The organism is Rhizobium sp. USDA 3886 (genome assembly GCF_056279785.1).
Map to the genome: position 1 here is coordinate 1,897,554 of NZ_JBWCDC010000003.1, position 25,428 is coordinate 1,922,981.

Here is a 25,428-nt window from a genome sequence, read left to right on the forward strand (position 1 = left end):
CTCCCGCAAATGCGCGTCGATATAGATATCTTACATTTTTATCTATAATTATCCGGCGCAAGGTAACGCAAGGGGCAGAGTCCAAATTTCTCCTGATCACAGATCGCGGCGATGAAAGCAGAATGGCATCTAGCCGACGATCGCGAAACGTTCGGCATCAGGGGCGGCGCCGCTTCTTGCCGGCCGGCGGCCGATCCACTGAACATGCCGCTCCAGCACCGTTGCCGCGTGCTCAGTTTCGCCCTCACGAAGGAAGCTTAGGATTGCCCGATGATCGCGGTCCTTCGGCGTCATCCAGCCCGAATTCCAGGTCGCGAACAAAAACCGCGCGCTGGCGGCATGCAGATCGTCGATTGCCGCCAATAGACGCGGCATCCCGCAAGGCGACAGGATCAGGCGATGGAAGCGCCTGTTGGCGGATTCCCAGCCGCGAACGTCGAGTGCCTGGTCGCCTTCAAGGATGGCGCGTTCGGCCTGATCGAGGATGGACGGCGTCAAATGCGGAGCGGCATGACGAAGTGCCAGGACTTCGAGCGCGGCGCGCATGCGCGCCACTTCCTGCACTTCCGCAAGATCAAACGATGCGACCCTGACGCCCCGCCTTGGCTCGCTGATCGCAAGCCCCTGCGCCTCCAGCCGCCGGAGTGCTTCGCGCACCGGCACATGGCTGGAGCCGAATTCCTCGGCAATGTGATCCTGCTTGAGTTTGGAGCCGGGTTCGAGCTGCCCTGTTACGATCCGGTCGGCAAGAACGCGGCTTATCCGTGCGGCAATGGTCTCGTCATTATGGTCGGTCATTTTTTATAGATAATTCGCTTCGGCACGGCTGTCGAGACGGCAGCCATCATGGGGCAATTCTCAGGAACCGATCGCGACCTGGGCATCGTAAAGCCGCCTGTAATGGCCGCGGCGCTCCAGCAATTCGGCATGCGAGCCCTGCTCGACCACACGCGAGCCGGCGACGACGATAATTCTGTCTGCATCGCGTATCGTTGCCAGCCGGTGTGCGATGATCAGCGTCGTGCGGCCTTCCGCCAGTTTGGCCAGCGATTGCTGAATCTCGCGTTCGGTTTCGGTATCGAGCGCGGACGTCGCCTCGTCGAGAATGAGGATCGGCGGGTTCTTCACGAACATGCGTGCAATCGCCAGGCGCTGCTTTTGTCCGCCCGACAATTTGACGCCGCGCTCGCCGATGAGGGTGTCCAATCCGTTCGGCAGCGATACGATCATATCGTCAAGTTTGGCGCGCCTGGCCGCCTCGACGATATCCGCTTCGGTGGCGTCGAGCCTTCCATAGGCGATGTTCTCGCGGATCGTCCCAGCAAACAGGAAGACATCCTGCTGCACGACGCCGATCTGACGCCTGAGCGAGGCAAGGGTCATATAGCGGATATCAGTACCGTCCACTGAGATTGCGCCGTTGCCGACCTCATAAAAGCGTGGCAGCAGCGAGCATATCGTCGTCTTGCCGGCACCGGATGGGCCGACAAATGCAACTGTCTCGCCCGCCCTGATCGTTAGATTGACATCCTTAAGCGCCGGCTTGCCGGAACTGTAGGCGAAAGACACGTCTTCATAGATGATTTCGCCCCTCAAGTGGTCGATATCGATCGCGTCGGGCGCATCCTCGATATCGGGTTCAGTGTCGATCAGTTCGGTAAACCGCCGGAAGCCGGCAATGCCTTTTGGGTAGGTCTCGATGACGGAATTGATCTTCTCGACGGGCCGGAAGAAGACGCCCACCAGAAGCAGGAAGCCGATAAAGCCTCCCGCTGTCAGTTCTCCGGCGAGCACAAAATAACTGCCGGCGATCATTACGATCATCTGCGTCAATCGCATGCTCATATAGCTGAGCGACGTGCTGGCAGCCATGATGCGATAGGCTTCGAGTTTCGTTTTCCGGTAGCTTTGATTGTCATTCTCGAAGAGCGCACGTTCATGGTCCTCGTTGCCGAAGGCCTGCACGACCCTGACACCGCCGACGCTCTCCTCGATCCGGGCGTTGAAATCGCCGACGCGTCCGAAGAGTGCACGCGAATTCCTGGTCATCCGGGTCCCATAGCGGCTCGTCACCCACGCCGTCAGTGGCACGATGACGGCAGTGACCAGCGCCAGCTGCCAATTCACGGATACCATCAGGATAAGTGCGCCGATGAACGTCATCACCGCAATGAAGAGGTCCTCGGGACCGTGATGGGCAACCTCGCCGATCTCTTCGAGATCCTTGGTGAGTCGGCCGACCAGATGCCCCGTCTTCTGGTTGTCGTAATAACTGAAGGAGAGTTTCTGGAGATGATCGAAGGCCGCGCGGCGCATATCGGTCTCGATATTGATGCCGAGCATATGCCCCCAATAAGTGACGATCGCCATCAGGCCCGTGTTGATCGCGTAGACCACCATAAGACCGGCAGAGGCCAGCAGAATGAGCAGCCAGTCCTGGCCGACCAGCAGCCTGTCGACGAATAGCTTTACGGCCATTGGAAAGCCGAGCTCGAGTAGGCCGGAGATGATCGCGCAGCTGAAATCGAGCACGAAAAGGCTACGATAGGGCCTGTAATAAGAAAAGAAACGGCGAAGCATTTCGACCTTTAAAGGTATGAGCTTAAGCGGCGGCATTGACGATAAGCGCGCATTGATGCCAAACGTGACCCGCATTCTCATATTTTTTGACGGGAGCCAATAGGGCGCGCTGTGCATGACATTGCATCTTGATAAGAAACCGGCAACTGCCGCATGGTGCGCTCGGCCGCTTCGGAGAAGCAGATCGCATTAAGGTTTCCGAAGCGCTGGAACTTACAGACATCGCCTCATTCGCCGGCAGGCTTGTCGATACGCTGTCGGGCGGAGATCGTGGCGGTGGCCCAATAAAATCCCTGGATTGCAAGTTCGAAGGCGGGCTTTTTCACGCCTGAAAGTTGACAGTGATTGGCAACTTTAATAGGTCTCCGCCTGGAAGCCACGGCCCCGCGCCCCAGCCACCAGCATTTCATTTCGATATCGAATTTGCACGGGGAGCAGCGATGTCCTTTCGTTCCGCGGTTGGCCGCACCATTCTTTTTCTTTCATGCAGCACAGGCTTTTTTCTACCAGCGCTTGCGCAGGATCAGGCAGCGACCGTTCTGCAGCCTGTCGTCATCCAAGGGGATGGCGGTGCAGGCAGCGGCATTTTCGAAGAGGATGGTTACGTTGCGAAAGCCGGGCGCGCAGCCGGCAAGAGCGATACCCCGCTGATCGAAACGCCGCAGTCCGTGTCCGTGATCACGGCGAATCAGATCGAGGCGCAAGGTGCCGAAACGCTGAATGCGGCCCTGCGTTATAGCGCAGGCGTCGCCGGCGAGAACAACGGCTCGGATACCCGCGGCTATGGCCTGCAAATCCGCGGCTTCAACGTCTCCGACGAAATCTTCTATGTCGATGGCCTGCATTCGAAGGGAACGGAATTCGCTTCCTTCCTGTCTCTGGAGACTTACGGCGCCGAAGCCATCGAGCTTGTGCGCGGTCCAGCTTCCGTACTTTACGGGCAGAACAGCCCCGGCGGCATCATCAATTACTCCAGCAAACGCCCGACCTCCGAAACGTTCGGCGAAGTAGGCCTCAACGTCGGCAGCTTCGACCGCTACGAGACACAATTCGACATCGGCGGCCCGATCACCGACGACGGCGTGTTCAGCTACCGCCTGACGGGTCTCGGCCGCAAGGGCGACACACACGTGGACTTCGTCAACGATGATCGCATCTACCTCGCACCCTCCATCAAATGGGCGCCGGACGACGAAACGAGCCTGACGGTCTTTGCAAAATACCAGAAGGACTTCACCGGCTGGGGCATCCAGTTTCTGCCGGCATCCGGAACCGTCCTGCCGAACGAAAATGGCGAAATTCCACGTGACAGGTTTGTCGGCGAACCGGATTTTGACCGCTATGATCTGACGATTGCGACGATCGGCTACGAGTTCGAGCACCAGATCAACGAGACGTGGGCTTTCCGGCAGAACGCGCGCTATTCCTATCTGAAAAACGTACAGGAAGGCGTTTTTGGCAACGGACTCGCCGCCGACGGACGCACCCTCATGCGCTATGCCGACGAAGGCCGATCGCAGCTGGCGAGCTTTGCGATTGACAATCAGGCGGAGGCAATGTTCGACACCGGTCCGCTCGCGCATAAGATGCTTTTCGGGCTGGATTATCAGTATACACATTTCAAAGACTGGGGCACCTATGCCGATGTCGATCCTATCGATGTCTTCAATCCAGTCTACGGCTCGCCGCTGCCAGCACTTGATGTCTATACAGACGCAAAGACGACGCAGCATCAGGTCGGCCTTTATGTGAACGACCAGGTCAAATTCGATAAATTCGTGCTGACAGGCGGTCTCCGTCACGACTGGGCGCGGACGGAAACGCTCGAGCAGGTTGACGGAAGCCGTACAGACAAATCCGACAGCGCCTTTACCGGCCGCCTCGGCCTTGTCTATCTGGCCGATAACGGTCTTGCACCCTATGCCAGCTATTCGACCTCGTTCATGCCGGTCCTTGACGATCCGAGCTTCGACCCGGAAACCGGACGGCAGTACGAGTTCGGCGTGAAGTACCAGCCGGAAGGCTATAACAGCTTCGTCACTCTTTCGGCCTTTGATCTGACGAAAGACAATGCAGTTCGCTATCAAGGAAGTGCTGCGGTTCAGACCGGAGAGATCCGCTCCCGCGGCATGGAAATCGAAGGCGTCGCAAGCCTCGATCAGGGCTGGGATATCAAGCTCGCTTATGCCTATCTCGATACTGAAATCATGGACGATACCGAGGGAACCGGCGGCAACACGCCCTACGGTGTGCCGCGCCATCGGGCGTCACTGTGGGCAAAGTACACGGTCCAGCGCGGCACGTTGGAGGGTCTCGGCCTTGCTGCAGGTGTCCGCTACATCGGATCGACCTATGGCGACGATGCGAATTCCCTCAAGGTTCCGAGCGTGACCCTGGTCGACCTTGCCGCGAACTACCAGTGGAAGGACTACGAGTTCCAGCTCAACGTCAGTAATCTCTTCGACAAGCGCTATGTGGCCTCTTGCTTTTCGGAAACGGCCGGATGCTTTTTCGGCGAGGGCCGCAAGATCGTCGGCTCGGTGAAATACCGTTGGTGATGTTTACACGGCGGACATTACTCGGCGCGCTTGCCGCATCGCCTTTCGCACCGGCGGCCTTCGCAGCCCCGCCTCGACGCATCGTCTGCCTCGAATGGACATCGGCCGAAATGTTCATATCGCTCGGTGTGCCGCCATTGGCGGTTGCCGACCTCAAAGGCTATGGGGATTGGGTCGCTGCGCCCGCCCTGCCCGTGTCGACACTTGATCTCGGCGCTCGCGGTGAACCGAACCTCGAAGTGATCAGCGCGCTTCGTCCTGATCTGATCGCAGGCGCCTATGGCTACGGGATCGACGAAACGATGTACAGACGCTTTGCGCCGGTGTTCAGCGTTCCTTTTTATGAAGGCGTGAGCACGCCGCTTGCCCAGGCGGAAGCCGAAACCATAAAGCTCGGCGCGATCGTTGGACGGCAGGACGCAGCACGAAACCTTGTTAGCGAAACCATGCGGACGATCAATGATACCAGAGACGCCCTTCATACCCGTCGGGCTGGACCGATTGCGATCATCAGCATGTTCGACGACCGTCAGGTGCGGGTCTATGGCAGGGGCAGCCTGTTTCAAGACGTGCTTGACCGCGTCGGCCTTGTCAACGCGTGGACCGGAGAGACATCGGAGTGGGGATTTTCAACCGTTGGCATCGACGCGCTTACGGCAATCGGCAATGCCCACCTGATTTCGCTCGATCCCATCCCGCCGCATATCCGCATCCGCATTGAGCAGAGTTCGCTCTGGACAAACCTGCCCTGTGTCAGAGCCGGAAATGTCTCAACGATCCAGCCGGTCTGGCCCTTCGGCGGGTTGGCCGCTGCCGCCCGTTTCGCCACTTTTATCAGAAACGTCGAGCAGGCATGATGGTAATCGATCAGCCGATATCGGCGCAACGCAGCGGCCCCTGGAAACTGATCCTGCTCGTCACCATCCCGGCAATTGCCGCGATGGTCCTGACCTATGTCGGAGCGGAACGGCTGTTGCCGCCTGCCTCCTGGTGGTCCGCGCTTGTCGATACCGACAATGCGAAATCGGAAGAACTGCTTTTCCGCCATGCCTTCATGCCGCGTGTCGCTGTCAGCATACTCGCCGGCCTGGGGCTCGGGCTCTCCGGCATCCTGATCCAGCATCTGCTTCGCAATCCGCTGGCAGAGCCGACGACGATCGGCACGAATGCCGGAGCGGGGCTGGCCTTGACTGTCGCGACGCTCTACATCCCCGCTGCGCTCGAAAACGGACGCGGTGCCATCGCCCTTCTGGGCGGCGCGTTAACGACACTTCTCGTCTTCGCGCTCGCTCAGCGCCGGCAATTTTCGCCGGTCGCCGTCATTGTCTCAGGGCTTGTCGTCAGTTTGACCTGCGGCTCGGCGAGCGCCCTCCTCATGGCAATCAATCGCGAGTACACGGAGGATCTTTTCATCTGGCAGAGCGGATCGTTGATCCAGAATGGCGACGCCGTCGCCCGAACCCTCCTTCCGCAGATTGCTGTTTGCAGTGTCTTTGCATTCATGTTCCTGCGGCCTTTGCGGCTGCTGGAGGCCGGCGATGAAAGCGCCGGCAGCCTTGGCATGAGGCCGGCAGCCATCAGGCTGATCGGTCTTTCGATTGCAGTAGCAATGAGCGCATTCGTCGTTGCGGCAGCCGGTGTCATAAGCTTCATTGCACTGGCCGCCCCTGCCTTCGCGCGCATAGCCGGTGCAAGGACGCTACTGCAGCGCATGGTCTGGTCGCCTCTGATTGCCGCCTCGCAGCTTTGGCTGGTCGATCAAGTGATCCAGTTCCACTTCAGGGAGATGGCATTTCCGGCAGGCGCTGCGACAGCACTTCTCGGCACGCCCTTGCTGTTCATCTTCCTGCTTCATTTGAAGACCGTCTCCCTGGACAGCCGAGATGGCACATTCACCGCCATCGCTCCTTGCGGAATGCCGGCTCTTCTTCTGCTTGCCGTAGCACTTGTTGTTACAACAGGCCTTGCTTTTTTCCTGGGAACGGGTGCAAACGGCTGGGGTTGGATCGCGGCAACACAGATTGGCGAATTGGCCGAATTGCGGCTGCCACGGATCGGCGTGGCGCTTGCAGCCGGAGCCATGTTTGGCGTTTGCGGCACATTGCTTCAGCGGATGACAACAAACAGCATGGCCGCTCCCGAAGTGATCGGTGTCTCAGGTGGGGCGAGCCTCGGCGTACTTGCTCTTTTTGTCGTCACGTCCAGCATCGATCGGCTTTCACTGGCAGCGGCCGCAAGCTTCGGTGCCTTCGCAACACTCGCCCTCGTCCTGTCTATCGCTGGCCGGCAGCGCCTTTCGCCGGAGAAGCTTCTGCTAGCGGGCACATCTGTGACGACGCTTGCTTCGGCGCTGGCCGCCCTCGTTCTTGCGAGCGGCGATCCGAGAACGGATTTCTTGCTCGCCTGGCTTTCAGGTTCCACTTATACGGCAACACCCGGCCAGGCGATTGCGACAGCGGTTGTTGCGCTCCTTCTTCTTTCCTTGGCGCCTTTGACGGTCCGCTGGCTCGCCGTCCTGCCGCTTGGCGAAACCGTGTCGCGCTCGCTAGGCCTCGGTGTCGTGTCCGTTCGCGCCATCCTGCTTTGCCTGGTCGCAATTCCGACGGCCGTCGCAACACTGGCGATTGGACCTTTAAGCTTCGTCGGGCTGATGGCGCCGCATTTCGCGAGAATGTCGGGTTTCCGCAAACCGGCCGCCGAAATATTCGCTTCTGGCCTATACGGCGCAATCATCCTGATTGCGGCCGACTGGGCGGGAAGAACTATCATTTTTCCGTGGCAGATACCGGCAGGTCTGCTGACAGCTCTCGCCGGCGGCCCGTTTTTTCTGATCGCGATGAGCCGCTCCCGATAGACATCGCCTTTCGCCTTAGGAGCCGAAACGATCAATCGCCATTCAATGCAAGCGAACGAATTTCGCGATCCGCCGACTGGAGCACTTCGAAAGCGCGGAACCTGTTTTTGTGCAGAACCGCAATCGCGCCACCCGTTGGATGGAACGTTTTCGACAGATGCGACATCGCCTTCATCGCTTCCGGCAGGGAATGATTGTGTCCGGCGGCGACAGAACCGAGCATTGCCGCACCCAATAGCACCGGCTCTTCGGTGTCAGAGATTGCCACCGGTACATTCGTCGTGTCGGCCAGAAGCTGTCGAACGAGATTGCTTTGCGCAGCACCACCGCTGGCAACGATCAAGTCAAGCTTGATGCCGTCTTGCGCCAGCTTTTCCAAAAGCTGCTTCAGGCCATAGCCGATGCCGCAAAGGCCCGCAATATAGAGCGAGATCAGATTGGAAATATCGACATCCAGTCCAATGCCCGCGACGACCGCCCGTGCATCGGGATCGGCATGCGGCGACCGGTTTCCAAGAAATTCCGGCACGACATGGATAGACTTCGCAAGTTCGACGGCACGCGTTAGGTCCGGGCATATTTCCGTGGCCTGCCTGTCAAGCCATGCAACGAGAGTGAGACCCGCCGCTTCCGCCTTTGCGCGCGCCTCGGCAGATGCCGGATGCATGGTCACCAGATGGTCTATGGCCGCACCTGCAGCCGACTGCCCGCCTTCCGTCAGCCAGAGCCCCGGCACCATTGCTGAGTAATACGGTCCCCAGACGCCACCGACGAAAATCGGATTGTCACTTGAAGCCATCGAACAGGCCGACGTACCGAAGATATAGGCAAGCCTGTTTCTGACATCCGAACGGCCGTTTGCGTCCGCGCCGCCGAGTGTGCCGGCGCCACCCGCATGCGCATCGATCAGCGCCGCTCCGACGGGCGTTCCGGCCGGCAGCCCAAGATCGGCAGCGGCGTGTTCGCTGAGCCCATTTTCCAGCGCCGTGCCTGGATCAACGATGTCCGTACCTATCCTTGAAAAGCCTTCTGCTGCCAATTCTTCGAGCCCTATTGCCTCAAAGTACTGGGCGTCCCAGCGCTTTTCGTGGGCAAGATAGGTCCATTTGCAGGTGACCGTGCAGACAGATCGGCTAAGCGAGCCGGTTGCGCGCCAGGTCAGAAAGTCCGCAAGGTCAAAGAAGTGGCCGGCAGCGGCAAAGGAGGCCGGCAGATTGCGCTTCAGCCAGAGAAGCTTCGGCGTTTCCATTTCCGGCGAGATCCGCCCGCCCACATAGCGCAGGACCGCGTGGCTTCCAGCATTGATGTCGGCCGCTTCGCCAGCGGCACGGTGATCCATCCAGACGATGATATTGCGGTTGGGATCGCCGGAAGGACCGACGGCGACCGGCGCGCCATCGGATTTCACGGCAACGAGAGAACAGGTGGCATCAAATCCGAGACCGGCGACGGCTGCGGGTGAGATGCCAGCCGTTGCGACCGCTTCCCTGGCGCTGTCGCAGACGGCTTTCCAGATCTGTTCGCTGGATTGCTCAACGATGTGGCCCGCCTCATACCAGATAGTGATCGCACGTTTGGCGGACGCCAGCAGCGCTCCGTTCTCGTCGAAGACCCCTGCCCGTGCGCTGCCCGTACCCACGTCGACCCCGATAAAAAACCGCGCCATGATCAAAGGTCCGTGCTGTGCGGCAGGATGACGATGTCGCGGATCGTCACGTTGCGTGGTCGCGTCAGCATGAACAGCACCGCCTCTGCAACCTCCGTGGCTTCCATCAATCCTCCTGCGGCAATCGTCTCATCAAGCTTTTCCTGAGGCCAGTCGCTGATCAGTGCCGTGACGACAGGACCGGGCGCTACCGCGCCGACGCGAATGCCGTGCTTTATAACCTGGCGCCTGACCGTATGGACAAAAGCCTGCACGGCATGTTTGGACGCCGTATAGATCGGCTCCCAGACCACGGGTACCAGACCAGCGATCGAACTTGTCATGATGATGTCGCCCGTCTTCCTTTCCACCATATGAGGCAATACCGCCTGGACGGATCGGAAGGCCGCATTGACGTTCAGGTTCAGCATCCGGTCCCAGGAATCGGGATCACCGTCGACGACGTCCCCGCCGATGTAGGAACCGGCATTGGCGTGGAAAATGTCGAGCTTTCCGAACCGCTCCAGGATCTGCGGCATCATCGTCGAGACGCTGGCAGGATTGGTCAGGTCGACGACCAGAGGGAAGGCGTTCGGACCCAGCTCGGAGCATATGCTCCTCAGAGAATCGCCTGCTCTGTCGATGAGGGCAACGCTCACACCCTCCGTTAATAAAGACTTGGCGCATTCAAGACCGATCCCCGAGGCAGCCCCGGTAATCGCTGCGACCTTTCCAGAAAGTTCCTGTCCCATATCAATCCTTGCTTTCGTAGTTGTATCAGGCACGGCCGTGCGAAACTCTCGACCGGCGCGCCAGCGAGTCGACGATGACTGCAATGGCAAGAACTGCCCCGGTGATCATGTAACGAAGGGCCGAAGACAGATCGAGCATCGTCAGGCCGCTTGCGATCGATTGAATGACGATGATGCCGAGCAGGGCCGAGTAGGCGCTGCCGCGGCCGCCGAAGAGGCTCGTTCCGCCGATGACGGCTGCTGCAATCGCATTCAGGTTGACGTCCCCCGTTCCGGCCTGCTGGCTTGCCGAGGCAAGACGCGCCGCGGCAAGCACGCCGCCAAGTGCGGCAAACATTGCACAGAGAACGAAGGCGCTGGTGTATATCCGCCGGACATTGATGCCTGCGCGGCGTGCGGCCTCGCGATTGCCGCCGACGGCCGCCATCGACCGGCCCCATTGAGTCCGTGTCAGCGCGTAGTTCATCACGATCGCCAGCACGACGAAGAGCGCAAACATCCAGGGGATGCCGCGGTCCTGATTGAGATAGAAGACGACGAATTCGAAAAGGATCGTGATGGCAGCCACGCTGATGACGAGGCCACCGATCGAGCGAGATGAGAGGTTGGCTTGCCGGCGGCGTTGAGCGGCCCGATAGCCTGCAATCAGCATCACGACGCCCGGCAGCAGCGCGAAAAGATATGCAAGCGGGCGTGGAATGACGAGCAGCTGACCGAAGTTCACCAAGGACGAGCCATAGGGCAGGTTGATCGAGCCTGTGGCGCCGAGCAGATAGAGCTGCATTCCGAGCACCGCCAGCAGACCCGCGAGCGTCGAAACGAAGCTCGGCATTCCGAGACGATTGAAAAGCAGCGCATAGAGCGAGCCGATCAATCCGCCGACAAGGACGGCGGCGATGATCGCGGCGGCGACGGGCCAGCCCTGATTGACCCAGAGCATGCCGACCATGGCCGAAGCAAAGCCGCTGATCGAGCCGACAGACAGATCGATCTCGCCAACCATCAGCACGCAGACGATACCGAGCGAAATCACACCGACAGTCGACGCGTCGAAAAGCAGGTTTGCAAGGTTGTTGCTGGAAAGGAAGGTCGGATTGAGGGTGCCGAACACGGTCCAGATGATCACCAGGCCGACGACCACCGGCAGTGAACCGAGATCGCCGGAGCGCACCTTGTCGATGGACGAGCGGATCGTCGCACTGATGCCCGCATCATGACTGACGCGAACATCGCCGCGATCAAGCAGCGTTGCGGTTTGTTTCACATCACTGGTCATGGCTGACCCTCCTGCCTGATATCCTGCTGCGCCTGACGGCGGCCAGCGCGACGCGAGACCGCATTTTCCGTCGCCCCGGTAATAGCAGTGACGAGTTCCTGGTTGGATGCGTCAGGATAGAAAATTCCATTGTTCCGCCCTAGCCTTAGGACGACGATGCGATCAGCCACCGCACGAACGTCTTCCATATTGTGGCTGATCATCACGACCCCGAGCCCGCGGTCGCGCACGCGCTCGATCAGGTTCAGCACCTCGGCAGTCTGGGCAACGCCAAGAGCAGCCGTGGGTTCATCGAGCAAAATGAGCTTCGGCTCCAGGAGCAGAGACCGGGCAATCGCCACCGTCTGGCGTTGTCCACCGGAAAGCGATGCAATCGGAATGCGGACGCTCGGAATGCGGGCCGAAAGCTCGTTCAGAAGTGTCCAGGCACGAACCTCCATCGCCGTCTCATCAAGCCTCAGCGGAGCAAGCTCCCGGCCGAGGAAGATGTTGGCAACGACGTCAAGGTTCTCGCAAAGTGCAAGGTCCTGAAACACTGTCGCGATTCCGAGGGATAAGGCCGCACTGGGGTCGGTCAGCGTCACTTTGTTGCCGCGGAAGGTGATCTCGCCCGAACTCGGCTGGTGCACGCCAGCAAGAATCTTCACCAGCGTGGATTTGCCGGCGCCGTTGTCGCCCACGAGCGCCACCACTTCGCCGCCGTGAACATCGAGGTCGATATCGGTGAGCGCCGAGACGGCACCGAAATGTTTCGAGATCCCTCGCAGGCTGAGCACCAATTCGCCGGCAGAGGCTGTTTGATCGGGAACGTCAGTCATCTGTCGCGAGCCTTTCATCATGAATTTTGGGACCCTCCGGCCGCCCGCGAGGACGGTCGAAGGGCATCTTGGGAGGGAACCGATCAGCCGCCGATGCCGAGCGTCTTGCAGCCTTCGGCGTAGCGATCCGTGCAGAGCTGCTCCGGCGTCTGGATCGGCTTGCCATTGACCGTCTTGTCGATGATCTCGGCCTTCAGGTTTTCAGCGGTAACGAGCGCCGGCGTGAAGAGTTGCGTCGGCGTATCGAAGAGCTTGGTGTCGGCCTTCGGCGCTTCGCCCGACAACAGCTGGATTGCGACATTCGCCGCAGCCGCGGCCACGATCTCGCTTGGCTTGGAGATAGTGTTGTATTGATCGCCCGCGATGATGAGCTGCAGACCCGCGATCGTCGCATCGTTGCCGGTGACCGGCGGCACAGGGTCGATGCCGGCAGCCTTGAACGCTGCAACGGCAGCACCACCCGTGCCGTCATTGGCGGCCACAACGCCGATGATCTTCTTGCCGAACCGGGTGATCTGGCCGCTCGCCCATTGCTGAGCCTTCGGCGGAGCCCACTCCGGCGTATCGAACTCCGCAAGGGTCGGATAGCCGCCTTCGGCGAGGCCGGCATGGATACCCTTCTTGATCAGGCCTGCTGCAGCATCCGTCGGCGAGCCGTTGATCTGAAGGAGACCGCCGTCGCCCGCCTGGACGTTCTTCGCCTTCAGATGATCGACGAGCGATTTGGCGATCATCTTGCCGATTTCCTCGTTGTTGAAGGAGACGTAATAGTCTGCGGCGGCAGATGGGATCGGCCGGTCATAGGCAATGACCTTCACGCCCTGGCTCTGCGCCATCTTGACGAGCGACGCGGCAGCGGTGGAATCGACCGGGTCGAGCACGATCGCCTTGGCGCCCTGCGAAATCGCCGAGTTAAACTGCTGCTGCTGGCGCGAAGCGTCGCCGTTTGCGTTCTGGTAGATCACCTTGCAGCCGGCGCAGAGTTTCTTCATTTCCGCTTCGAAGCCCGGATAATCGTGCTCCTCGTAGCGTGTGGAGCTCTGATCGGGCATCAGAAAGGCGACCGTTGCATCGGTCACCTTTGCAGACTGCGCAAAGGCGGACGTACCGCTGAGAAGACCGACGGCGAGCGCTGCTGCGCCTGCCAATTTCCATGCGAATTGAGTCATAGGAATTTCTCCGTTCCCAAATTGTAACTGTTTCGATGAAGCCTCAAGCTCGCGTCGAGCTCGACACCATTTGTGCGATCCGGCCTCTCGAAGCGGGTTCCTTGACCGGCGCTTCTCAGGCCTGTTTGCGGACAAGCAATCCCGTTCGGACAACCTCGTGCCCGTTCGCCTCGCCCTGATTGTTCGTTTTCTCCTCCCCGGTCCTCCCTTTTAGGCGGCCTCCACCGCTCTTGCGTTTTGTGCCAGCAATGTTCTGAAGCGCGAGGGCGCCATGCCCTTCTGATCCAGAAATCGGCGATTGAAATTCGAGATATTGTTGAAGCCGGCCGCAAAGCAGATGTCGGTTATCGACATGGCGGTCTCGCTCATCAGCAGGTGGCAGGCAAAGTTGATCCGCAGCCGGTTTACATATTGGACGAGCGCCATTCCGGTGTGCCGGCGGAAGCTGCGGGAGAACGCGCTCGGGCTTTGCCCGGTCAACTCGGCAAGGTCACTCTCGCTGAAGGGTTCGGTCAGATGCGTGTTGATATAGGCCAGCGCCTGGTTCACCCCGGCAGACATGAACCCCGAAGGATCCGGATGATAAAGCGCACTTGCGAGGGTACGCGTGCCCTGTGCAGAACTCAGCGCGTTGAGCACGTTCATGAAAAGCTCGATCCGGCGAATTCCTTTGGCTTCGACCAGCTCCCCGAGGAGCGGGCCGACGAGCGTCGCCGTTTCGGGCGTAAACAGCGCACCGCGGCGGCTCATTTCCAGAATGCCGGCACAAGCCGAAAGCTCCGGAAAAACCCGGCTTGCATCCGCAAGGAAAGACTCGGTGAATTGAAGCACCCGGCAGCGCAGCGGCAGGCATGTGCCCGGCGGCACGTCGCTTACCCAATTATGCGGCAGGTTCGGTCCAGTGAGCACAAGGTTGCCCGGTTCGAACTCGCCGATGAAATCGCCGACGAAATATTGCCCCGTCGTTGCGACGACATGGTGGATTTCATATTCGGGATGAAAATGCCAACGGACCGTACGGTAGGGATAGCCATGCTCCCAGGCCTTGAAGGACTCGCCGCTGCCGATCGCGACCACTTCCAAATCCGGATTCATGGAACCTTCCTCCCTGCGCTCCGACCGGAGTTTCTCCGGTAATGGCGCCTCCTCCCAGAGGTCATCGCTTCTTATGACAGGACTTTACGCGCGGACATCAGCGATCGCTACTACACCATCGACCCCTCACTGATACTTTTTTGACAATTCTACCGCAATTTGTGGCAAATCGCGCAAGTTTCCCTGTCTCAGCACAGCCGATCAACGGCAAAAGTCGAAGCCAGTACATTCCGGCGCCGAGTTGTGCGACATCGGCCCCCCAACCTCACTTACGCGTAACGGCTGTTCAAGCTATTCTGAAGAACGTCGGATGGAGATTTTGCAGCATGGCGAAGATCGTCTTCGGAATGAACCAGTCCCTGGACGGCTATGTCGACCATCAGGAATTTGCGCCAAGTCCCGCGCTCTTTCGTCACTGGATAGAGCACGTGGGCGACCTGACCGGCAGTGTGTACGGTCGCCGCATGTACGAGGTCATGCGCTATTGGGACGAAAACCGTCCTGAGTGGAGTGCGGAGCAACACGAGTTCGCGGCGGCGTGGCGGCGCCAACCGAAGTGGGTCGTGTCGCGCTCGTTGAAGTCGGTCGGCCCGAACGCCACACTTGTCGAGGACGACATCGAGGCGGTGATCCGTGGCCTGAAAGCTCGGCTCGTTGGGGAGATTGCAGTTTCCGGACCAGACCTGGCACGAAGCCTAACTGACCTTGGACTTGTCGACGAGTATCGACTCTACTTCCACCCAATCGTGCTTGGTCGCGGCAAGCCATTCTTTGCCGGCCCACGGCCGCCGCTCCGCCTCGTGGCCAGCGATTTAATCGGCGAGGACGCGATCCGGTTGACGTACGTTCCTGCCTGATCACGCAACTCGTCGCGCGTCCGCCTACATGCGCCTTAATCGTTCACTCGAGGCACTTACAAAGTAACCGGCGATTGTTACCCGCGGAGGGTCGAAAGCGAGATCTCGCCTCCAGTACCAAGCGTCAGATTTTCACCACTAGCTGCTCTTAGCTTTGCGGCCGCGAGAACTCTGCCTTGTGGGCAGACTTCTTCCATACTCGTTCCACCAGGATGTGAGCGCCTCCATCGTCGGACCGAGCCCACGCGCCTTTTGCGTTATCTGATATTCAACTCGTGGCGGCACTTCCGCAAACACTGTGCGCGACACCAGACCGTCTGCTTCGAGCTCGCGCAGTTGTGCTGTCAGCATGTGCTGGGTGATGCCGGGAATTGCCTTTCGCAGTTCCCCGAAGCGGTAGATCCGCTGGTTGAGCAGCCACATGATCTCCAACTTCCATTTGCCCGAGAGCAGCGCGAATGCACGCCGCATCTCCTCGTGCATGTTGATCTCTCCGTCGGTCATAGTCTGCTTTCCCATACTAACAGCCGGTTTTTCATCCTACTTGCGAATATCAATCTTAGTCGACATTTTCAATGTGCGTTGGCGGCGCGCAGTTGAAAACTGTGCATCCAGACCACGAAGAAAGTCGATGAAAGAGATGTTGCTGCTGCAACAACAATCAGGAAGAACTCATGGCCGCAACCTATACATATTGGATCAGCACTGCGCTGTTGTCGCTGCTCTACCTGACTTCCGCCTATGTGTACCTGGCTAAAAGGGACTGGGTTCGTCAGGCTCTTGCCGAGCTCGGCTACCCCGCCTACCTCGTGCCGATCATGATCGTCGTGAAGATACTGGGCCCGGTCGCCATCTTGTCGCGCTTCAGTGTGGCGCTCAGCGACCTCGCCTATGCCGGCATCTTCTATCACCTGCTGCTGTCCGGTTTGGCGCACCTCGGTGTCCGCAGGCCCAACGGCACCGTGCCGGCGGCCTTGGGCCTCGCGCTGCTCGCCGCCTCGTTCCTTACCCAGAACGCCGCCCGTGAAATCGCGTCGCCCTACGTGCGCGCGGCAATGCTCTGACGCGGCGAACATTACCAACACCCTTTATCGAATGGAGATGAATATGGGTCGACTCAATGGAAAAGTTGCCATCGTCACAGGCGCCGGGCGCGGCATTGGTCGCGCCACCGCAAAGCTGTTTGCTGCGGAAGATGCCAAGGTCGCTGTCCTATCGCGCACGCCTGCGAATGTGGACGCGGTCGTCGCGGACATTGAGGCCGCTGGTGGCACCGTTCTCGGCGTCGTCTGCGACGTCAGCGATGCCGATCAGATCAGAGCGGCGGTGGACAAGGCGGTCGCGGTCTATGGCGGGATCGACATTCTTGTAAACAACGCATTCGATCCGTCCGCGCCTTTCTCTTCCATCATCGATCTCTCGGTGGAGCAGTTGCAGCGCAATTTCGAGGTGGGCCCGATCGCTTACCTGAGAACGATGCAGGCCTGCTATCCTACCTCAAGGCGAGCGGACAGGGGCGCGTCGTCAACTTCGGCTCGATGGCCGGTGTCATCGGCTTGATGGGTTACGGCCCCTACAACATGGCGAAGGAGGCGGTGCGCGCCCTTACCCGAACCGCCGCCCGCGAGTGGGGCGCCGACAAGATCACAGTCAACAATGTCCTGCCGCTGGCGGAGACCTGGGGCGAGGCGGCTGACGTGCCCCCACCGACTAACGCGCTCGCCCGCTTCGGATCGCCGGAGGAAGACATTGCGCCCGTGGTCCTGTTCCTCGCGAGCAAGGATGCGCAGTTCCTGACGGGCTACAGCCTCACCCCCGACCGCGGCTCGATCATCGGCAGCGCGCGCTGACCCGAAGGGAGGCTCCCAACCTCGTCATCAGGGTCAGGACCCGGATTTCCGACGCTCCAGGGCCATACGACGAGCCTCGCGCCAGAACGATGAACAAGGTGATTTCTAATGACTTCTCGAACGAGTTGCCTAACGCCCCACCCGTAGGCTTGCGGGCAAACGATCCCTCACCAGGGCATGAGGGTTGCCGATGTAAAAGACCTACCGCAGCATCGTGCTGATCGAAGATCGGTTCCAGTTGAGCAACGAGCTGCCTGCGTCCGCCGAAGGTTTGCATGTCCTTCGGCGGACGGGGCGGCACCGAACTCCATATTACGAGGTCTATCTGGCGAGCGATGCTACGGTCGCGGCCAGGCAAGGCCTGCTCAGGCGGAGCCGAATCGTTGTTGACGAGCCGTCATCACTGCCAGTAGCGCGGCAATCACGAGCAGAATGGCACTCGCGCCGAAGGTAAGAGCATAGCCGCTCATGTCGAACAGGAAACCGCCCGCGAAAGCACCCGAGGTGATCGCGAGCTGGACGACTGCCACGATCAGGCCTCATCCGGCATCGTTCGTGCCACCCAAGTCCACCAGCCGACAGGCGCCGAAGTCGCAAACAGCCCCCAGGCACCCAGTAGGAGGGCCGTCAAGGCCAGCCCGTCGCCGACCGCAATCAGGCCCGCGCCGATCGCGGCCATCAGAAGCGGGATGACGGTCAGCGTCGGATATAGGCGGTCCTTCAGGAACGTGCCGATCAGTGTGGTGCCGATGAACCCGGTTATCCCCATGATCAGGAGCAAGAACGAGAGCTTGGAGGCATCGACTTGCGTAACCACCTCCAGGAACGGCCGCAGGTAGGTGAACAAAGCGAACTGTCCCATGAAGAACACACCCACCGCCGCTATGCCGCAGGCCACCTCAGGTCGCTTGAGCAGCATGAAGACGTTTCCGGAACCTGGTTGAATCTCAGCCTTCATCGAGGGAAGGCTGAGTAGTTGCCATATGAAGACCACGCCAGCGACCGGCACCACAAGGAAGAAGGCACCACGCCAGCCGATCAGCCCGCCGAGACAGCTTCCAAGGGGTGCGGCGACGACCGTGGCCAAGGCGCCTCCTCCGTTGAGAATTGCCAACGCCCGCGGCACCCTGTCCTCGGGCACAAGTCGCATTGCCGTCGCGGCGGACATCGACCAGAACCCGCCGACGACGACGCCGATCAATGCGCGTCCGATCATCAAAACCACGAAGTTCGGCGCAAGAGCTACGACCGTGCCGGAGACGATCATCAGGCCGGTCAGAACCAGCAGCAGCACTTTCCGGTCAAGCGCGCGCGTTGCCGAAGAGATGAAGAGACTGGTTAGGAAGGCGAAGGCACCCGAGATGGAGATGGCCTGTCCTGCCTGGCCCTCGCTGATCTGAAGCTCCGCTGCGATCGGCGTCAGGAGGCTGATTGGCATGAACTCGGACGAAATAAGCGCGAACGCAGTAAGCGACAGAGCGAGCACGCCGCTCCACGCGGCGACAGGTCCTTCGTCCTTGTACTCCTCAGATATAGCTTGCAACGACATTGATCATTCCTTTTTGCGGGTACTGCTGTTGGGTTCGGCGCGTGCGGTATCAGTGGCCCGGTCCGACTGTTGAGCTTGTCCGTTTCACTTCGTGGGAACCGCACACTCCGCTCCTTGAGCGGGTCAAGACATAGGCGAATGGCAGGCTACTCAGCCTGGGTGGTGGGCGTGAACAGGATCTCATTCACATCGACGTCGTCGGGCTGCGAGATCGCGAAGAGGCAGCCCGCCAACGCCACGGCAATGAGACGCCTTCGATCGAGACCTGCATTGATCGTGGTTTCTCGTTCGGATCCATGGTCGCTTAGCGTCTAACAGAATGACGAGGCCTGGATTAGACGACTGATCTCGCATGGAGCTGTGAGCTAGTTTCATGAATTGACGCATCTACGATGCAAGGTGGGCTGGCCAAGTGCTCACAATGATTTCAATGTCCAGTCTCTGCAAATTCGGTAAAACCGCGATCTGCCCTGTAGGAGCTTGATGAATGCCCCGAGCAAGTGTCAATGATCTGATGGCCTTTCTGGCGGTCGCCCGAGAGAAGAGCTTCACGAGAGCGGCCGCGAAGCTCGGCGTCTCACAGTCTGCGCTCAGCCACATCGTCCGGCAGCTCGAGACGCGGCTCGGCGTTCGCCTTCTGACCCGTACGACGCGCGCCGTCTCGCTGACTGACGCTGGAGAGAGACTGTTCCAGGGCGTTGGCCCGCATTTCGATGAGATCGAGGCTGAACTCGAGGCTCTAACAGAACTGCGGGAAAGGCCGGCGGGGAACATCCGCATCACGGCCTCTGACCACGCGATAAACTGGATCATCTGGCCCAAGCTCCGGCGTTTCCTGCCGAACAACCCTGACATCAAGGTGGAGCTGGTGCGCGAGAACGGGCTGTCGGACATCGTTACGGAGCGTTTCGACGCAGGAGTCCGGATGGGCGAGCAGGTGGCCAAGGACATGATCTCGGCACGCATCGGTCCTGATTTCCGGTTCGCCGTCGTCGGCGCCCCCTCATATTTCGAGACTAAGGGAGTTCCCGAGACTCCGCAGGACCTCGTCCGACACAACTGCATCAACGAGCGCCTGCCCACCTATGGGGGGTTCTGGCCATGGGAGTTCGAAGACAACGGGCACGAGGTCAAGATCCGGGTCGAGGGACAGCTTGCCTTCAACAATTCCTATCAGGGCCTGGACGCGGCATTGGAAGGACTCGGCCTGGCGTACGTGCCGGAAGACGAGGCTCTGCCTCATATAGCGGAAGGCCGTCTGGTACGCGTCCTGGAATCATATTCGCCTTACTGGGACGGCTACCACCTCTACTACCCCAGCAGAAGGCAATCCTCTCCGGCCTTCGTGGCGCTGGTGAACGCCCTGCGCCATCGGGAATGACGGCAGGCCGTCAGGTGCGGCGACGATCCGATTTTTGGCAATCCGGCGACACCGTCATCGCCTGGGACTGGGCGGAGGGATTTGCCGCGTCCTTCGCGTTGCGCCAGCGTCACTGGACGAAGATGGCCAAGTCTGAAGGCGGGATGCTACTGGTTCCCATCATGACGCTCTGTGAAAACCTGCCCGATGAGCTTGCAATCGAGGAAAAAGAGCAGGCGGCGAAGCAATTGACGCCCTGCCAGACACCGTTTTGGCAATTGCGGCCTATTGGCGCATGTCCGAACTCGAAAGATAATGCGAAGCGGAAAAATTCCTCGCATTTCATTTCGCGTAAAGGGACATTTTATGGTACATATCGCGAAGAGAAACGCAAAGGTCACGAGTCCATGACTAATCACCTTTCCAGTGTGCTTGACAATTTCGAACGCTCCGGCAAGCTGAATGTGCGTGCGCATGATCTGCGGTCCGCGCTCCCTGGCATTAGCGACGAAGGCCTACGAAAGGCCGTACATCGACAGCAACGGAGAGGCCGCTTAGCGGGCATTTCCCGCGGTTCGGAACATTGGCTGATTGTTCCCTTGCAACATGCCGCAACGGGTGCGCCTCCTCTGGAGTCCTGGCTGCATCAGTATATGAACAAGACCCTCACGATACCGTATTACGTGGCAATGCTCAGCGCGGCCGAAGTCTATGGGGCATCTCCTTATGCGGTCATGGTAACGCAGGTCATGGTGCCGGAGCGGCGGCGGGCGATCACCGTGGGCCGCCATCATGTCGAGTTCCATACTCGGGCACGACTGGAGGAAATGCCGACCCGGTGGCACGAGACGCCGGATGGTCGCTTCAAGATCAGCACGCCGGAACTGACCGCCCTCGACATCATACAGCACGAGAGCATGCTCGGCGGCGTTGCCCGAGTGCAGGAAGTCCTGCGCGGTCTGTGGAGGCATTGCTCACAGGACACCATCATCGAAACGCTGGACACACTGCAGAACGTCTCTCTGGCCCAGCGCCTTGGAGCTTTGATGGAACTGGATGGGCAGGATGGCTTGTCGCTCTCGGTCGAGCGCTGGCTAGACGGACGACCTCTACGGCTCGTCCCCTTGGCCGGAACCCGAGGGTTGGGCGATAACGCGCTCGTATTCGCTCCCATTGACGAAAGATTCAAAGTGCTGATTCCCGCCGATTTGAAGGATGCCAACGCATGATAAGACAATCCGATCTGACGGCGTGGCAAATCTATGCTCCGTGGCCCAAACGTAGTCAGGTCGAGCAAGACCTCCGCCTGGCGCGCGGTGTTGCGGCGATTTTCTCCGATTCCATACTCAGCGAGCATCTGGCCATGCGTGGTGGCACGGTTCTTCACAAGGCGCATCTCGCGCCTGCCGCGCGTTATTCTGAAGACATTGATCTGGTTCTTGTTAAGAACATGGACGAGAGCACGCTGGACGCACATTTGAGGCGCGTGCTCACCTCTGAGCTCGGCCGACCGAGCGACTCTTTAATTGCTGACGCATGGCTGGCCATCCGCAATGTTGTGCGGCCGTCGAAGATTCTTCGTACCGTCTACAAGTTCGTGCCGCTGGGACTAAGTCGCGAGGAGACAATCAAAGTCGAAGTCAACCTCAATGAGAGCGCCTCTCTCTACCCGCTTGTAAACGTGGAGGTGGATAAACTGGACGAGGACGGAGACCTGGTACGCGCGACGGTGCGATCTTATGATATCAACGAGATGTTGGGCACCAAGACAAGAGCTCTCATGCAGCGCGAGCAAGGGCGCGATCTCTTCGATCTGGCGCATGCGTGGCAGCTTGGCCTCGCCGGATCCACGCCCTACAAGATCGATGGTGCCCGAACGATGGAAGCCTTCACATGGTATTTGGAGAAGGAAGGGACGCGTTTCAGCGCTGACGAAGCACATGCGAATCTGGACAGGCGGCTTCGCAACAAAGCTTTCCGCCATGACATGGACACGTTGCTACGCCCCGACATGCCGCGTTTCGAAATTGACCAAGCCGCAGAAATTGTCCGCGAGGCATATTTCAGCCATCTGAAGTAGCCGGGTCCCGAAACCAGCGCAGACACATCTGATTTCCACAATCGCTATGGCTCAGACGCCACGACCGCCTGGTGACACGCGCCGTAGACCAAAGCACCTGTGTGCCCACAGCAGGGGAAATTTCATCAAGACACGTCACCTCAAACTCGGCTCGGGCGACCTGCTTCCCGTTCTATTAAGAAGCTTTTGGTCATCGGTGACTTGGCGCCAGATCTGGCTTGTCTCAGGTTCGAGATTCCCTGTAGGCGATCCGGTTCTCCCCATCCTCCCAGACTAGGTCTGGCTGGTGGTTGCCCTGCCAGTAGCCGCACAAGCTCCGCGACTCATCCGGGACACCGCCATGTGGACCATTCCCCATAACAGCATGCCGTTGTCGACGTGGCGATTGTCCTTTCCACCCGCCGGAGGACCTTCCGATCAGGTGCGGGCTTGCGCGGCTGCGGCATGACGGAAGGAAGGTTTTCGGAGACCAGGTTCAGTTCCCTGGAATATACGCGATGCGACAGGACATCGCCGTAGTCGGCGAGCGGAAGGTCATTGCGCAGAATTCCAGCAGTAGTGGAAGGTGAGCTTCGTCCAGATGCCGAGCACTGCGAAGCTCCATGCGCCGTAGCGCGAGGGAATTCCCGCTGCGACCAGGTTCAGGATAGGCATCGACGGCGAAGGGCGGGATCGTCGGTCGCAAGCGTTCCCGCGGGCGTCGGTAGCAAGTTTGGAGCGAAGATCTTGTTTGCGGCGAAGCCTTTAGAGTAGACGGCGGCCTATGGAGACCGCCGTCTTGGCTTCAAGCGACGTCCGGAAGGCCGCCGATTAACTTGTCGAGCGTGATCGGATAGTGCCGGACCCTGACGCCGGTCGCGTTGTAGATGGCGTTGGCGATCGCGGCGGAGACACCGCACAGGCCGAGCTCGCCGACGCCCTTGGCCTTCATCGGCGACGACATCGGATCCGTCTCGTCCATGAAAATCACCTCCTGATGGGGGATATCTGCATGCACCGGCACCTCATAGCCTGCGAGGTCATGATTGACGAAGAGGCCGCGGCGGATATCTACCGCAAGCTCCTCGGACAAGGCACCGCCCGCGCCCATCGTCATCGCGCCGATGACCTGGCTGCGCGCCGTGATCGGGTTGAGGATGCGCCCTGCCGCACAGACGGCGAGCATCCGGCGGATGCGGCTCTCGCCCGTGGCGACGTCGACGGCCACCTCCACGAAGTGCGCTCCGAAGGTCGACTGCTGGTGCGTTTCGGAGAGTTCGCCCCATTGGATCGTATCCTCGCCGATAAGACCGTCGGGACCCGCCGCCTCAGCAAGCGGCACCGAGCGGTTGCCCAAACGGACCTCGCCGTTTTCGAAGACGACGTCCTCGGAATTGAAACCAAGTTTCTGTGCGACGGCTTCCCTGAGCTTGACGCAGGCTGCGTAGACGCCCGCTGTCGAACAGTTGCCGCCGAACTGTCCGCCGGAACCGGCAGAAATCGGGAAACGGGAGTCCCCGAGATGGACGCCAACCTTGTCGACGGTGACGCCCATCATCTCGGCCGCGGTCTGCGCGATGATGGTGTAGCTTCCCGTTCCGATGTCGGTCATGTCTGTTTCAACGGTAACGACCCCTTCCCGATCGAGGCGGACGCGGGCTCCGGAGGGAAGAAGGAGATTATTGCGGAAGGCGGCCGCGACGCCCATGCCGATCAACCAGTCGCCCTCGCGCTTCGACCCCGGCCTTCCTCTTGCGCTCCACCCGAAGCGCTCAGAGCCGAGCTTCATGCATCCGACGAGATCGCGGTGTGAGAACGGCCGCTCAGGCCTCTCGGGGTCGACCTGGGTGTCGTTGATGATCCTGAACTCGACCGGATTGATGCCGAGTTTCTCGGCCATCTCGTCAATCGCAATCTCCAGTGCCATCAGGCCAGGCGCTTCGCCCGGAGCACGCATCGCGTTGCCCTCGGGAAGGTCGAGCGTCGCCAACCGCATCGCCGTCATGCGGTTCGCACCGGCGTAAAGCAGCCTGGTCTGGTTGACGGCCGTCTCGAGCTGACCGCCTTTCAGATCGCCCGACCAACTTTCATGGGCGATTGCAGTGATCTTGCCGTCGCGTTCCGCTCCGATGCGGATGCGCTGGATGGTCGCCGGCCGGTGGGTCGTGTTGTTCATCATGAACGGACGCGGCAGCGCCACCTTCACAGGTCGTTTCGCAGCCTTTGCTCCAAAAGCGGCAAGGACGGCGTCGGCCCGCAGGAACAGCTTGCCCCCGAAGCCGCCACCAATGAACGGCGACATCAGGTGGATCTTCTCCTTGTCGATATCGAGGGTCGTCGCGAGATCCGACCGCCACCAGTCGATCATCTGGCTGGACGTCCAGACTGTCAGCTCCTCGCCGTTCCAGGCGGCGATGGAAGCATGCGGCTCCATCATCGCGTGGGACTGGTCCGGCGTAGTGTAAGTCTCGTCCAGGGTGATCGGAGCCGTCCTGAAGGCTGCTTCGAAATCGCCGGCGGCCGAGTCCGGCTGCTGCGACTCGTCCGGCTTCACCGCCGAATCCATCGCCTCCCTGAGATCGAAGACGCCCTTCTCTTCGGCATAGTCGGCCTTGACCAGCGCTGCGGCCGCGCGGGCCTGTTCGAAGGTTTCGGCAACGACGACCGCGATCGCCTGGTGATAGTGCTGGACCCCGTCGCCACCGAAAAGCTTGGCGGTGTTGAACTTGCCCTTCTTCCGATCGCCGACGTCGAGCGTCGTCACAACGGCAAGTACGCCCGGCGCCTTCTTGGCAGCGGAGACGTCCATTGACTTAATGCGCCCCTTGGCAATCGCGGCTCCGACCGGGTAGCCATAGGCATAGGGTGTGGTCGGGTCATGCCACTCGTAGGCGTACATGGCCCGGCCTGTGGTCTTGAGCTGGCCGTCGATGCGGGGGATGGGACGGCCGACCACTTTGAGCTGGTCGATCGGGTTGGTTGTTGCTGGCCTATCGAACTGCATGG

The 25,428-nt window shown here is 60.0% G+C and carries 20 protein-coding genes and 1 pseudogene; 9 read left to right on the plus strand and 12 right to left on the minus strand.

Going from position 1 to position 25,428, the window contains the following annotated elements:
- Positions 1-129: 129 nt before the first annotated feature.
- Entirely contained in the window at positions 130-798 is a 669-nt protein-coding gene (locus ACZ9BX_RS31980; protein ID WP_027510342.1) for a GntR family transcriptional regulator, read from the minus strand.
- Between the two features lie 60 nt (positions 799-858).
- Complete coding sequence (locus ACZ9BX_RS31985; RefSeq protein ID WP_476222277.1) at positions 859-2,580, minus strand: ABC transporter ATP-binding protein; 1,722 nt, start codon at positions 2,578-2,580, stop codon at positions 859-861.
- A 440-nt stretch (positions 2,581-3,020) separates the two neighbouring features.
- Here ACZ9BX_RS31985 and ACZ9BX_RS31990 point away from each other — a divergent pair, with 440 nt between their 5' ends.
- The 3 genes from ACZ9BX_RS31990 to fhuB are packed head-to-tail and all read left to right on the plus strand — an operon-like array spanning position 3,021 to position 7,992.
- Positions 3,021-5,138, plus strand: coding sequence for a TonB-dependent siderophore receptor (locus tag ACZ9BX_RS31990; protein WP_476222279.1), 2,118 nt, complete (start codon positions 3,021-3,023; stop codon positions 5,136-5,138).
- Positions 5,138-5,995 carry an ABC transporter substrate-binding protein gene (locus ACZ9BX_RS31995; RefSeq protein WP_476223102.1) on the plus strand — a complete coding sequence of 286 codons (858 nt, stop codon included), beginning with the start codon at positions 5,138-5,140 and terminating at the stop codon, positions 5,993-5,995. The genes ACZ9BX_RS31990 and ACZ9BX_RS31995 overlap by 1 nt, the downstream gene beginning before the upstream one ends.
- Positions 5,992-7,992, plus strand: a complete 2,001-nt coding sequence (gene fhuB, locus ACZ9BX_RS32000; RefSeq protein WP_476222281.1) for a Fe(3+)-hydroxamate ABC transporter permease FhuB — start codon at positions 5,992-5,994, stop codon at positions 7,990-7,992. Before ACZ9BX_RS31995 ends, fhuB begins: the two co-directional genes overlap by 4 nt.
- A gap of 31 nt (positions 7,993-8,023) precedes the next feature.
- Here the strand turns inward: fhuB and ACZ9BX_RS32005 are convergent, their stop codons facing one another.
- From ACZ9BX_RS32005 to ACZ9BX_RS32030, 6 genes are all read right to left on the minus strand, one after another.
- Entirely contained in the window at positions 8,024-9,658 is a 1,635-nt protein-coding gene (locus ACZ9BX_RS32005; RefSeq protein WP_476222283.1) for an FGGY-family carbohydrate kinase, read from the minus strand.
- Between the two features lie 2 nt (positions 9,659-9,660).
- Complete coding sequence (locus ACZ9BX_RS32010) at positions 9,661-10,389, minus strand: SDR family oxidoreductase (protein WP_476222285.1); 729 nt, start codon at positions 10,387-10,389, stop codon at positions 9,661-9,663.
- Between the two features lie 25 nt (positions 10,390-10,414).
- Positions 10,415-11,665, minus strand: coding sequence for a sugar ABC transporter permease (locus ACZ9BX_RS32015; protein ID WP_476222286.1), 1,251 nt, complete (start codon positions 11,663-11,665; stop codon positions 10,415-10,417).
- A complete protein-coding gene (locus ACZ9BX_RS32020) occupies positions 11,662-12,483 on the minus strand; it encodes an ATP-binding cassette domain-containing protein (RefSeq protein WP_476222287.1) in 822 nt (273 codons plus the stop codon). The genes ACZ9BX_RS32015 and ACZ9BX_RS32020 overlap by 4 nt, the downstream gene beginning before the upstream one ends.
- Before the next feature lie 83 nt (positions 12,484-12,566).
- Entirely contained in the window at positions 12,567-13,652 is a 1,086-nt protein-coding gene (locus tag ACZ9BX_RS32025; RefSeq protein ID WP_132568900.1) for an ABC transporter substrate-binding protein, read from the minus strand.
- A 210-nt stretch (positions 13,653-13,862) separates the two neighbouring features.
- The gene (locus ACZ9BX_RS32030; protein ID WP_132568901.1) at positions 13,863-14,747 is read right to left on the minus strand and encodes an AraC family transcriptional regulator; all 885 of its coding nucleotides are present in this window, start codon (positions 14,745-14,747) and stop codon (positions 13,863-13,865) included.
- Positions 14,748-15,073: 326 nt separating this feature from the next.
- On the opposite strand from ACZ9BX_RS32030, the gene ACZ9BX_RS32035 reads away from it, so the two are divergent.
- On the plus strand, positions 15,074-15,604 hold the full coding sequence (locus ACZ9BX_RS32035; RefSeq protein WP_132568902.1) for a dihydrofolate reductase family protein: 531 nt from the start codon (positions 15,074-15,076) through the stop codon (positions 15,602-15,604).
- 138 nt (positions 15,605-15,742) lie between these two features.
- Here the strand turns inward: ACZ9BX_RS32035 and ACZ9BX_RS32040 are convergent, their stop codons facing one another.
- Positions 15,743-16,123 carry a winged helix-turn-helix transcriptional regulator gene (locus ACZ9BX_RS32040; protein WP_132568904.1) on the minus strand — a complete coding sequence of 127 codons (381 nt, stop codon included), beginning with the start codon at positions 16,121-16,123 and terminating at the stop codon, positions 15,743-15,745.
- Between the two features lie 155 nt (positions 16,124-16,278).
- On the opposite strand from ACZ9BX_RS32040, the gene ACZ9BX_RS32045 reads away from it, so the two are divergent.
- Positions 16,279-16,668 (plus strand): DoxX family protein, encoded by a 390-nt coding sequence (locus tag ACZ9BX_RS32045; RefSeq protein ID WP_476222289.1) that lies wholly within the window; start codon positions 16,279-16,281, stop codon positions 16,666-16,668.
- Positions 16,669-16,711: 43 nt separating this feature from the next.
- Positions 16,712-17,454, plus strand: a pseudogene (locus ACZ9BX_RS32050) (SDR family NAD(P)-dependent oxidoreductase).
- Between the two features lie 365 nt (positions 17,455-17,819).
- Here the strand turns inward: ACZ9BX_RS32050 and ACZ9BX_RS32055 are convergent.
- Complete coding sequence (locus tag ACZ9BX_RS32055; RefSeq protein WP_476222290.1) at positions 17,820-17,984, minus strand: hypothetical protein; 165 nt, start codon at positions 17,982-17,984, stop codon at positions 17,820-17,822.
- 2 nt (positions 17,985-17,986) lie between these two features.
- Positions 17,987-19,003, minus strand: coding sequence for an MFS transporter (locus ACZ9BX_RS32060; protein ID WP_476222292.1), 1,017 nt, complete (start codon positions 19,001-19,003; stop codon positions 17,987-17,989).
- Positions 19,004-19,490: 487 nt separating this feature from the next.
- Between ACZ9BX_RS32060 and ACZ9BX_RS32065 the strand changes: the two genes are divergently transcribed.
- Genes ACZ9BX_RS32065 through ACZ9BX_RS32075 form a run of 3 tightly spaced genes read left to right on the plus strand, consistent with a single transcriptional unit; the run spans position 19,491 to position 22,443 of the window.
- A complete protein-coding gene (locus tag ACZ9BX_RS32065; protein WP_476222294.1) occupies positions 19,491-20,384 on the plus strand; it encodes a LysR family transcriptional regulator in 894 nt (297 codons plus the stop codon).
- Positions 20,381-21,592 (plus strand): type IV toxin-antitoxin system AbiEi family antitoxin domain-containing protein, encoded by a 1,212-nt coding sequence (locus ACZ9BX_RS32070; protein ID WP_476222296.1) that lies wholly within the window; start codon positions 20,381-20,383, stop codon positions 21,590-21,592. The genes ACZ9BX_RS32065 and ACZ9BX_RS32070 overlap by 4 nt, the downstream gene beginning before the upstream one ends.
- On the plus strand, positions 21,589-22,443 hold the full coding sequence (locus ACZ9BX_RS32075) for a nucleotidyl transferase AbiEii/AbiGii toxin family protein (protein WP_476222297.1): 855 nt from the start codon (positions 21,589-21,591) through the stop codon (positions 22,441-22,443). The genes ACZ9BX_RS32070 and ACZ9BX_RS32075 overlap by 4 nt, the downstream gene beginning before the upstream one ends.
- 784 nt (positions 22,444-23,227) lie before the next feature.
- On the opposite strand, the gene paoC is transcribed toward ACZ9BX_RS32075, so the two are convergent.
- The gene (gene paoC / locus ACZ9BX_RS32080) at positions 23,228-25,426 is read right to left on the minus strand and encodes an aldehyde oxidoreductase molybdenum-binding subunit PaoC (RefSeq protein ID WP_476222299.1); all 2,199 of its coding nucleotides are present in this window, start codon (positions 25,424-25,426) and stop codon (positions 23,228-23,230) included.
- Between the last annotated feature and the right edge of the window lie 2 nt (positions 25,427-25,428).

What these genes read in the sequence shown, in the direction of transcription:
- ACZ9BX_RS31980 (WP_027510342.1), bottom strand. Translation starts at nt 798, where the DNA reads ATGACCGACCATAATGACGAGACCATTGCCGCACGGATAAGCCGCGTT.
- ACZ9BX_RS31985 (WP_476222277.1), bottom strand. Translation starts at nt 2,580, where the DNA reads ATGCTTCGCCGTTTCTTTTCTTATTACAGGCCCTATCGTAGCCTTTTC.
- ACZ9BX_RS31990 (WP_476222279.1), top strand. Translation starts at nt 3,021, where the DNA reads ATGTCCTTTCGTTCCGCGGTTGGCCGCACCATTCTTTTTCTTTCATGC.
- ACZ9BX_RS31995 (WP_476223102.1), top strand. Translation starts at nt 5,138, where the DNA reads ATGTTTACACGGCGGACATTACTCGGCGCGCTTGCCGCATCGCCTTTC.
- fhuB (WP_476222281.1), top strand. Translation starts at nt 5,992, where the DNA reads ATGATGGTAATCGATCAGCCGATATCGGCGCAACGCAGCGGCCCCTGG.
- ACZ9BX_RS32005 (WP_476222283.1), bottom strand. Translation starts at nt 9,658, where the DNA reads ATGGCGCGGTTTTTTATCGGGGTCGACGTGGGTACGGGCAGCGCACGG.
- ACZ9BX_RS32010 (WP_476222285.1), bottom strand. Translation starts at nt 10,389, where the DNA reads ATGGGACAGGAACTTTCTGGAAAGGTCGCAGCGATTACCGGGGCTGCC.
- ACZ9BX_RS32015 (WP_476222286.1), bottom strand. Translation starts at nt 11,665, where the DNA reads ATGACCAGTGATGTGAAACAAACCGCAACGCTGCTTGATCGCGGCGAT.
- ACZ9BX_RS32020 (WP_476222287.1), bottom strand. Translation starts at nt 12,483, where the DNA reads ATGACTGACGTTCCCGATCAAACAGCCTCTGCCGGCGAATTGGTGCTC.
- ACZ9BX_RS32025 (WP_132568900.1), bottom strand. Translation starts at nt 13,652, where the DNA reads ATGACTCAATTCGCATGGAAATTGGCAGGCGCAGCAGCGCTCGCCGTC.
- ACZ9BX_RS32030 (WP_132568901.1), bottom strand. Translation starts at nt 14,747, where the DNA reads ATGAATCCGGATTTGGAAGTGGTCGCGATCGGCAGCGGCGAGTCCTTC.
- ACZ9BX_RS32035 (WP_132568902.1), top strand. Translation starts at nt 15,074, where the DNA reads ATGGCGAAGATCGTCTTCGGAATGAACCAGTCCCTGGACGGCTATGTC.
- ACZ9BX_RS32040 (WP_132568904.1), bottom strand. Translation starts at nt 16,123, where the DNA reads ATGGGAAAGCAGACTATGACCGACGGAGAGATCAACATGCACGAGGAG.
- ACZ9BX_RS32045 (WP_476222289.1), top strand. Translation starts at nt 16,279, where the DNA reads ATGGCCGCAACCTATACATATTGGATCAGCACTGCGCTGTTGTCGCTG.
- ACZ9BX_RS32060 (WP_476222292.1), bottom strand. Translation starts at nt 19,003, where the DNA reads ATGTCGTTGCAAGCTATATCTGAGGAGTACAAGGACGAAGGACCTGTC.
- ACZ9BX_RS32065 (WP_476222294.1), top strand. Translation starts at nt 19,491, where the DNA reads ATGCCCCGAGCAAGTGTCAATGATCTGATGGCCTTTCTGGCGGTCGCC.
- ACZ9BX_RS32070 (WP_476222296.1), top strand. Translation starts at nt 20,381, where the DNA reads ATGACGGCAGGCCGTCAGGTGCGGCGACGATCCGATTTTTGGCAATCC.
- ACZ9BX_RS32075 (WP_476222297.1), top strand. Translation starts at nt 21,589, where the DNA reads ATGATAAGACAATCCGATCTGACGGCGTGGCAAATCTATGCTCCGTGG.
- paoC (WP_476222299.1), bottom strand. Translation starts at nt 25,426, where the DNA reads ATGCAGTTCGATAGGCCAGCAACAACCAACCCGATCGACCAGCTCAAA.